General features: G+C 44.5%; 5 protein-coding genes and 1 pseudogene. 3 read left to right on the top strand and 3 right to left on the bottom strand.

Going from position 1 to position 9,607, the window contains the following annotated elements:
* From V7D75_RS05310 to V7D75_RS05320, 3 genes and pseudogenes are all read left to right on the top strand, one after another.
* Positions 1 to 1,735, top strand: a 1,735-nt coding sequence (locus V7D75_RS05310) for an acyl-CoA dehydrogenase C-terminal domain-containing protein (protein ID WP_333613717.1), incomplete at its 5' end; no start/stop codon positions are given.
* Positions 1,736 to 1,986: 251 nt separating this feature from the next.
* A pseudogene (locus V7D75_RS05315) lies at positions 1,987 to 3,763 on the top strand (acyl-CoA dehydrogenase C-terminal domain-containing protein).
* Between the two features lie 406 nt (positions 3,764 to 4,169).
* Complete coding sequence (locus tag V7D75_RS05320) at positions 4,170 to 6,611, top strand: site-specific recombinase (RefSeq protein WP_333613718.1); 2,442 nt, start codon at positions 4,170 to 4,172, stop codon at positions 6,609 to 6,611.
* 106 nt (positions 6,612 to 6,717) lie between these two features.
* On the opposite strand, the gene V7D75_RS05325 is transcribed toward V7D75_RS05320, so the two are convergent.
* The 3 genes from V7D75_RS05325 to V7D75_RS05335 all read right to left on the bottom strand — a co-directional run.
* A complete protein-coding gene (locus tag V7D75_RS05325) occupies positions 6,718 to 7,563 on the bottom strand; it encodes a symmetrical bis(5'-nucleosyl)-tetraphosphatase (RefSeq protein ID WP_333613719.1) in 846 nt (281 codons plus the stop codon).
* Positions 7,564 to 7,607: 44 nt separating this feature from the next.
* The gene (gene rsmA / locus V7D75_RS05330) at positions 7,608 to 8,471 is read right to left on the bottom strand and encodes a 16S rRNA (adenine(1518)-N(6)/adenine(1519)-N(6))-dimethyltransferase RsmA (RefSeq protein ID WP_173239967.1); all 864 of its coding nucleotides are present in this window, start codon (positions 8,469 to 8,471) and stop codon (positions 7,608 to 7,610) included.
* 415 nt (positions 8,472 to 8,886) lie between these two features.
* On the bottom strand, positions 8,887 to 9,607 hold a 721-nt coding region (locus tag V7D75_RS05335), incomplete at its 5' end, for a DMT family transporter (protein WP_333613720.1).

The following is a 9,607-nucleotide window of genomic DNA, read 5'->3' on the forward strand; positions in this document are numbered from 1 at the left end:
CGAAAGTCACTACAAAACCTTACCTGCGTTCCAAGAAGCGGATCGTGAGTTGATGGACAGTCTGTTTGAGATGGCGGCAAGCTTTGCGGAAAATGAGCTGTCACCATTAAACCAAAGCGGCGACGCTGAAGGCTGTCATTTTGACAACGGTACTGTCACCACGCCAAAAGGCTTTAAAGAAGCTTATAAAGCCTACTGCGAGCTTGGCTTCCCAGCCTTGTCTGCTGAAGAGGAATTCGGCGGTCAAAACATGCCTTTCTCATTATCAACGGTCATCAATGAGATGGTTGGCACGGCGAACTGGTCATTTTCTATGTATCCTGGCCTATCACATGGCGCGATTCAAACCATCGAGCACCATGGTACTGAAGAGCAAAAGCAGACCTACCTTGAAAAAATGGTCACTGGCGAATGGTCAGGTACTATGTGCTTGACTGAAGCGCATGCAGGTTCTGACTTGGGTATCATTCGTACCAAAGCTGAGCCTAACGATGACGGCACTTATAGCATCACTGGTCAAAAAATCTTTATCTCAGCGGGCGAGCATGACCTAACTGACAATATCATTCATATCGTCCTAGCCCGTCTACCAGGCGCGCCAGCTGGCACCAAAGGCATCTCGTTGTTTATCGTGCCTAAAGTGATGGTAAACGAAGACAACAGCCTAGGCGAAAACAACAACGTCGTTTGTGGTTCTATCGAACACAAAATGGGTATTAAAGCGTCAGCAACTTGCGTGATGAACTTTGACGGCGCAACTGGTTATTTGATTGGCCCAGAAAACCGCGGTCTACAGTGCATGTTTACCTTTATGAACGTGGCCCGTATCGGTACCGCCGTTCAAGGTTTAACGGCAGCAGAATATGCGTTCCAAGGCTCATTAACCTATGCCAAAGACCGCCTAGCGATGCGCTCACTATCAGGGGCAAAAGCGCCAGAAAAAGTCGCTGACCCTATCATCGTTCACCCAGCCGTTCGTAACATGCTATTGACCGAAAAAGCCTTTGCAGAAGGCGGTCGTGCGCTGGTTTATTACCTCTCACACTTTGCGGATACTGTTGCAAAAGGCGAAGGCGATGACCTGAAGTTTGCTGACCAAATGCTGTCACTATTGACACCGATTGCTAAAGCATTCTTGACTGAAACTGGCCTAGAGGCGGCTAACCATGGCGTACAGGTTTATGGCGGCCATGGCTTTATCAGTGAGTGGGGCATGGAGCAAAACGTCCGTGATACCCGTATTGCTTGTCTATATGAAGGTACCACTGAAATCCAAGCGCTCGACCTACTCGGCCGTAAAGTATTGGGCTCACAAGGTAAAATGCTGGCCAACTTTGTTAAAGTCATCCAAACTTTCTGTGAAGAGAACAAAGACAACGATCAAATGGGTCAATTTATCCGCCCACTTGCCAAACACCTAAAAGAATGGGGCGACTTAACCGCGCGTATCGGTATGCAAGCGACTGAAAACCCAGATGCGGTCGGCGGTGCAGCAGTTGACTACTTATACTTCAGCGGTTATGTCACGCTAGCTTATTTATGGGCGCGTATGGCCTTGGTTGCGCAAACTGCATTGGCAGACGGTACTGGTGAAAAAGCCTTTTACGATGCCAAAATCAAAACCGCGCAATTCTACTTTGCAAAATTATTGCCACGTACCACCACGCACGTACAGCGCATCAGCACTGGTGTTGAGCCGTACATGACCATGGACGTTGATCAATTTGCGTTTTAATGTATAGAACGTTGCAAGTGTAGTATCTATTTTAATAAGCAGTTCCTATCGGCAACATACTTAGGTGTGTTGCCGATTTTCTTAGCGGCTTTATTGTTAATAGTTTTTGGTGGACGCACAATTCACGAAGAAAACCACCCGTCGTTACGCTAATTTGCTAAACTTTAACTATCTATGTTTAAGCTGCACTCACAAGAAAATTGAACGCTTTGCCCTACTCACTTTTATTTATTTAAACCAAAGGAATGTTTATGGCTGTTTATAATGCCCCTCTTAACGACATGCGCTTTATCCTAAACGACGTATTTAAGGCGCCTGAATTTTGGCAAAACAACGAAAACCTTGCTCATGTCGATATGGAAACTGTCGATATGATTTTGGAAGAAATGGCAAAATTGTCAAAAAACGTCTTATTACCTATCAACCGTAGCGGTGATGAAGAAGGCGCAACCTTTGAAGGTAATGGCGTTGTCACCACCCCTACTGGCTTTAAAGACGCCTATAAGCAGTATGCCGAATCTGGCTGGGTTGGCTTAAGTGGTAACTCTGAGTACGGCGGTCAAGGTTTTCCAAAAATGGTCACTATGTTGACCGAAGAGATGGTATTTACCGCCAACCAGTCATTTGCTCTATATCCAAACCTAACCGTAGGCGCAACGCTTTGCTTAAATGCGGCGGCGTCTGAAGAGCAAAAGCAAACTTACTTAGAGAAAATGTACAACGGTGAATGGTCGGGTACTATGTGCTTGACTGAGCCGCATGCTGGTACTGACTTAGGTATTATCAAAACCAAAGCCGTGCCAAACGACGATGGTAGCTACAATATCTCTGGTACCAAAATCTTTATCACCGGCGGTGAGCACGACCTCACAGAGAATATCATTCATTTGGTATTGGCAAAAACGCCGAATGCACCCGAAGGCTCAAAGGGCATTTCGCTGTTTGTCGTGCCAAAATTCTTGGTTAATGAAGATGGCAGCTTGGGCGAGCGCAACACCTTGGCAGTTGGCTCTATCGAGCATAAAATGGGTATCAAAGCCTCAGCGACTTGCGTGATGAACTTTGACAACGCCAAAGGTTGGCGCAGAAAACACCGGTCTGTCTTCAATGTTCATCATGATGAACTATGAGCGCGTGACCATGGGTCTACAAGGCCTAGGTGGTTCTGAGCTTGCTTATCAAAACGCGGCGCTATATGCCAATGACCGTGGTCAAGGTCGGAGCGATACCCAAATTCAAAGCCCAGAGAAACCTGCTGACGCTATCATTTATCATGCCGACGTACGCCGTATGCTGTTAAATGCCAAAGCCAACACCGAAGCGTCACGTTGTTTTGCGATGTACGTTGCTAAAAACCTAGACCAAGAGAAATTTAGTACCGATCCTGAAGCTGCTCAAGCAGCCGCTGCGCGCGTTGCCCTACTGACGCCAGTTGCTAAAGCCTTCTTGACCGACAAAGCGTTAGAAGCCACTATTGATTGCCAGCAAGTATTTGGTGGTCACGGCTATATCCGCGAATGGGGTATGGAGCAAATCGTTCGTGATACCCGTATTGCGCAGATTTATGAAGGCACCAATGGTATCCAAGCGCTTGACCTACTAGGTCGTAAAGTGGCAAAAAATAATGGCAAATATGTCACTCATTTCTTAGGTGAGATTCGTGATTTTGTCAATAATATGCAAGCGGATCATGATATCAAGCAAGCAACGCTAAACGCTGCTGATACTATCGAAGAGCTAACCACCACAGTACTTAGCAATATTGGCGCACGTAAGAGTGAAATTAATGGCTGCGCGGTTGATTACATGCATGCGTTTGGCTACCTTGCCTACTCGTATATGTTTGCACTCATGGTCGAAGCTGCGAATGGTAAAGAAGGTGAGTTCTACACCAATAAAGCCAAGCTTGCCGATTATTTCGTTGGCCGTATCTTGCCACGTATCGACGCTCACGCGCAGATGGTAAAAGCTGGCAGTGATCCAATGATGAACTTTGATCTTAGTTACTTTGATGTACCTGCTAGCTAATTGTTTACTTTTATAATAAAGTAAGCCATACCGTACAACAATAAAAGGGACAGTCACGCTACTGTCCCTTTTTTTGCCAAAATATTGTGGCAGCCATTAAAGAAATTAGACGAATTAAAGAAAGAAGAGCAATCAGCATAGTAAAAGTCAGAATAACTGCTAACAAAATAATTAAGCGCCGAGAGATGGTTACGATTAAAATAGCGCAGAGCTAAGCGTATTAACTTTAATAAGGGTTTTTTAGTTTTAAACAGTGAAATGATGCATTGGCACGCTAAAAATTAACACTCAAAAACTCCCCTCACTTATTGCAACATTGATAAACACAGCATTTGCTAAAAAAAATATCTCCTTGTCCATACTCAATAATAACAATGATTGAAATAACCACCATAAGGGATGCAATGTGTCAGAAATAAAACACATTTTACAACAGATTACTGCCTTAAGTGATGTGCCAGATCCTGCGGTACTCAAGCGCTTAATCGATGAGCTACGTGTCAGCGACAAAGAGCCGGCATTGGCCAATCAAAAGATGCAAGATTTGATTGATATTTTACGTCAGCATCCAGAATATGCCGATGGACTGTCAAGCTTCGTTTTAAAACTCATCATTGAATATCGCCAAATTGCGTTATATACCGATACGGGCATCATGTCGGATCAAGGCTTTTTTAATAGTCTGCGCCGCCTTATCGGTCATCGTTTTTTACCCCTGCTGCCACAAGAAGATTCTGTCATAGAATTGGTCGGTTATTTGTTTGACAGACGCTCTGATGAGCGCTGGCTTGCCAATATTGACAAAGACAAATGGGATGAGATGGTCGGCCTACTCAAGGTCAATGAGCAGCATTTAAATTTGGTCGCAACGGCAAAAAACAGTATCTTAAACGCGATTATCATTTTATCGTATCGGATTAGCGGTATCGGCTTGCATCCAGATTTGATGGAATTTTATCCGCAAATGCTCAATTACTCGGCGTCATTTGTGGCACAAAATCAAGAAGCTGTGCTGTATGTCAATCAATACCGAGAAGCCCATGAGCTTGATACTCTAACCGATATTATCCCTGACAAAGCGGTCGATCCTGCGCCATTACTAGTGATGATTGAGCAATGTGAAGATATCGTTGCCACTATCCGTAAGCGCATTTATAAAACCGGTATTTCTATTCGCCTAACCAACATGATGCTGCGTTTGGATCAAAGCCTACAACGGATGCGTATTTTAACTGAGCTGGTAGCAGACAACTACGATAAGCGTGATCAGGCTATTATTGAGCTTATTCAAGCGCTGATTACGAGTGCCAGTCGCCGCTATAGTATTGGTTATTTGATTGATAATAATACTAAGCTGCTATCACGCAAAGTCACCGAAAACGCCAGCCGCGTCGGTGAGCATTATATTAGTACCGATAAAGCCGGCTACCAGAAAATGTTTAAAAAAGCTTCCATCGGTGGCTTTATCATTGCTTTTATGGCAACTACGAAGATACTGGCTTACCATCTGGCGCTGGCTCCGATGGGACGCGCCTTTATCAATAGTATGATTTATGGTTTAGGCTTTGTATTTATTCATATCGTCCACGGTACAGTCGCTACCAAACAGCCGGCTATGACAGCGGCGGCAATCGCTTCTACCATCTCTGATGGTTCTGGTAAGAAATCGCACCAGTTAAATAAGTTATCAGAGCTGGTGGTCGATATTTTACGTACCCAGTTTGTTGCGATTATGGGTAACGTCATGTTGGCCATACCCGTTGCCCTGATTATCTCGTTTGCGTGGTTACAGTATACTGGTACGCCGATGATCAATACTGACAAAGCCGCACACTTATTGCATGACCTTGACCCTTTTCACTCACTAGCGCTTCCTCATGCAGCTATCGCTGGCGTGTATTTATTTCTAGCCGGTCTTATCGCGGGTTACTATGATAATCTGGCGGTTTATAATCAAATCGGCGCCCGAATTCAGCGTCATAAGCTTTTGCAATACTTATTACCCAAAGCTTGGCTTCAGCGTTTAGGCGGCTTTATCGAAGCCAATCTCGGCGCCATTATGGGCAACTTTTTATTCGGGGTGTTCTTAGGCAGTACGGCTACCATAGGTTTTATATTTGGCTTACCGATTGACATACGCCATATTGCTTTTGCCTCAGCGAATCTGGCGCATGGGTTATTTCACATACCTGCCAATCAATGGGATTGGGCAGTTTTTTTCATCTCTATTTTGGGCGTTGCCCTTATCGGTATGGTCAACCTCATGGTCAGTTTTTCGCTGGCATTGTTTGTCGCTTTGCGCTCCAAAGAAGTCAAGTTTATGGAATGGAGCCGTTTAACCAAGCAGCTTTTTAGTCATATGCTAACCCACCCGTCCGACTTTTTTTGGCCACGTGACAAACCTATGAAGTACGCACGTATCGACAGCCAAGGCCATATGATTTTTGATGATACCAATGCTCATAAAGGCGGACAGACCATACCGCATAACTATGTGGTACGCCGTCTATCGGATGTCAAAATCCTGCCCAAATCTAAGCAAAAAAGCATGCAAAATGAGCAGGCGATTACTGATATAGATTATGATAATAACATATCGGATAGTCATGCTGACGCGGCGCTGAAAAGTCGAGAAACGCACAGTACTACTAAGCCAGTAAGCGCCAAAAAAACGATTGACCTCGATGATGGACTAATAGATGAGGAGCTCAATAGCGTCCCTTATAGTAATGACATCCAATACGATAAGTCGTATAAAGACGACGACAGCAATCCTGACAGTAAAGCCGCTGGCGATGCCAAAACGCCCTTGCCTAAACCGAAAAAACCACCAAACCTACCCAGTTAATGGGTGATTTTGGTGGCTTAGCTGATGATTTAACTGACAGCTGAAATGCTAGGTTATTGTTCTTTCTAAGGTATTTATCTAAAAAATTTTATATACGGCAGCCTTACTATTCTTCTTCTGGTGGTACGCAGTGAGCACTTGAGGTGATGGCTTTGCCATCGCCCAAGCGATAAGCAAATAGATAATTACCCCAAACACAGCCACCATCAAGCGCACGCGCATGCGGTAAATCAACCTCAGCTTTAAGCGCCGCCCAATGACCAAATAATACCTTGCGTGCACGCGGTACTTGCCATTCAAACCAAGGCAAAAAATCTTTTGGCATGGGCTTATCTAATCCTGCTGAAAAATCAAATTCAAGCGTGCCATCTTGTTTGCATAAGCGCATACGCGTGAAATAATTGGCAATCGCTCGCATTTTGGTATAGCCATGAATGTCTGCATGCCATTCATCGGCAGTTTTGCTATATAGATTCGGCAATAAGCGATCAAGCTGTTCTAAGCTGCCTTTTAGTTGGGCCTCTAACTGCTGTGCATATTTCGCCGCCGCCTTAATCGTCCAATGCGGTGGGATACCCGCATGTACTAATACCGTCTGCTCATCAGGATAAGCCAGTAGTGGCTGATGGCGTAGCCATTCTAACAATTCATCGCTATCATCGGCAGCAAAGATAGGCGCAGTCTTATCTTTTTTCTTGAGCGCTGTTGCCCCGCGCCAAACCGCAATTAAATTGATATCGTGATTACCCAATACCGTTGCCGCAGCTCCTTGTTCACATAGTGCTTTGACATGACGTAGGGTACTTAACGAATCTTCACCGCGTGCCACCAAGTCGCCGGCAAACCATAACTTATCTTGCGCTGGGTCAAAATCTAAAGTTTCAAGTAATTGCAGGTAGGCCGCATAGCAACCTTGCAAATCACCGATGACATATTGATGGCGAAAACTCATAAACCCTCTATCATTTTTGTTTGATAAATTAAGCTTCTAATAAATTAAGAGGCTAAGTGACGCGCTTGATTGCTTAAATTGACAAAATCTTTCACACTTAACACTTCCGGACGCGCTTGTGGATCGATGTCGCAAGCGGCGAAATCGGCTTCGCTCAGCGTCGGCAATAATGTAGAATTTTTAAAAATAGCGCGTAGTGTCTTACGGCGATGGTTAAAGGTCTCACGTACCACAAGTGCGAAATATTCCTCATCTTCTGCAACGATTGGTTTATTGATATGCGGCGTCAAGCGAAAAACCGCACTGGTGACTTTTGGCGGCGGATTAAAGGCGCCGCGCGGTACGGTCAATAAATAATCGGTATCGCAATGGTATTGCATGATGACCGATAGACGACCATAGGTTTTGCTGCCAACTTCAGCGGTGATACGCTCAACCACTTCTTTTTGCAACATAAAGTGCATGTCTTGAATGACATCAGCATAACTGAGCAAATGAAACAGTATCGGCGTAGAAATATTATACGGTAGATTACCTACGACACGCAGCTTGCCGCGCTCAGGGCTATACAGCTCACGATAATCAACATGCATGGCATTGTCTTTAATAATCGTAAAGTTTGGATGGCTATTAGCCCCAATACGAATGCGCAAACTATCTGCCAAGTCACGATCCAGCTCTACTACAGTCATCGCATCGACCTCTGCCAATAGCGGCTCTGTTAGCGCGCCCATACCTGGCCCAATCTCGACCAAATTATCGTCACGCTCTAAACGAATGCTCTCAACAATCTCACGAATAACACTACGGTCATGTAAGAAGTTTTGGCCAAAGCGTTTACGCGGTTGGTGTTTGGCAGCGCGTAGGCTGTTAGAAATAGATTGAGCATCGAACGTAGTTTTGGACATAAAAAGGTCTTAATAGATGAAAAAGAGAAGGTCAATAAGGTAATGCCAGTGCTATATTAACTTTATAATGACAAATTATAGCACAGCTCATAATTACACTGTATTCTTGAGACATTTTATTAATAAACTACCCATATCTTATCACAACCGACACAGTGCTTTTTTTGTTCTAAAATCCTTTATTATAATGACGATTATGAGAACGAGCATGGTACCCTAGTGAGGACTTGAATACTCGGCTGCGTGCTAATTTTATCAATGGTTTTTCTCCTTGAAATAATCGCAGTGTACTTCGTGGTGTACATGCAGTGAGCTTTTGGATCATTATTTTCATTTACCATAAGCGCTGTTACAAGGACAAATAGTAACCCTTAAGCTCGCCGACATTTTAATCGTTGACCTCTGTTTTATTGATTCACTTTACTTTTTTTCTACCTATCTGAATGAGCAGTACACCGCTAAGTATCAGTAACAAGGCGATAATTTCTACATAAGTGATAGCCTCTCCTATGATCGCACCGATGATCACAGCCACGATAGGTGCAATATACGTCGCACCAGCGGCACGTACAGAGCCTAAAGTTTCGATGATAAAGTAGTAAATTAAAAAAGCGGCGCCCGTTCCTAATATACCAAGTCCTAGTACAGTGCCCCACAGTGCTTGGGCATCTGTCGCTATATGAGTAATTCCATCAAAATCAATGAGCACGGCAAGCGTCATCACCGCAAGTCCAATCTGCCACGTGGCTAATGCCAATGGTGATAGTTTTAGATGCGATAAAAAACGACGCGCATAAACGAATGATGCGCCAACGCTCAAAGAACCTGCAAGCATCCATAAAACACCTATAAGAGATATATTCATGCCGCCTTGCCATGGACGTGCACTCAAGGCGATACCCGCAAACCCTAAGGCAACTCCCAGCGCCATCTGTTTGGTAGGTCTCTCCTCTGGTAAAAAAAGCGCTGCCCCTAAAAAGGTAAAAATAGGAATTGAGCCGCTTAACAACCCCGCGATACTACTGGGCAACAATGCAGTACCCGCAATAAATCCATAATAGTAGAAGGAGGTTGCGAGCACAGACATGACGATAAAATGCGGCAAATACGCAAGTTGCTTCCGAGTAATGACGTTA

It is taken from the genome of Psychrobacter sp. (assembly GCF_036731945.1).
Classification (GTDB): domain Bacteria; phylum Pseudomonadota; class Gammaproteobacteria; order Pseudomonadales; family Moraxellaceae; genus Psychrobacter.

Bases quoted from the DNA above. Each gene is read 5' to 3' on its own strand.
- rsmA (WP_173239967.1), bottom strand. From the start codon at position 8,471: ATGTCCAAAACTACGTTCGATGCTCAATCTATTTCTAACAGCCTACGC.
- V7D75_RS05325 (WP_333613719.1), bottom strand. From the start codon at position 7,563: ATGAGTTTTCGCCATCAATATGTCATCGGTGATTTGCAAGGTTGCTAT.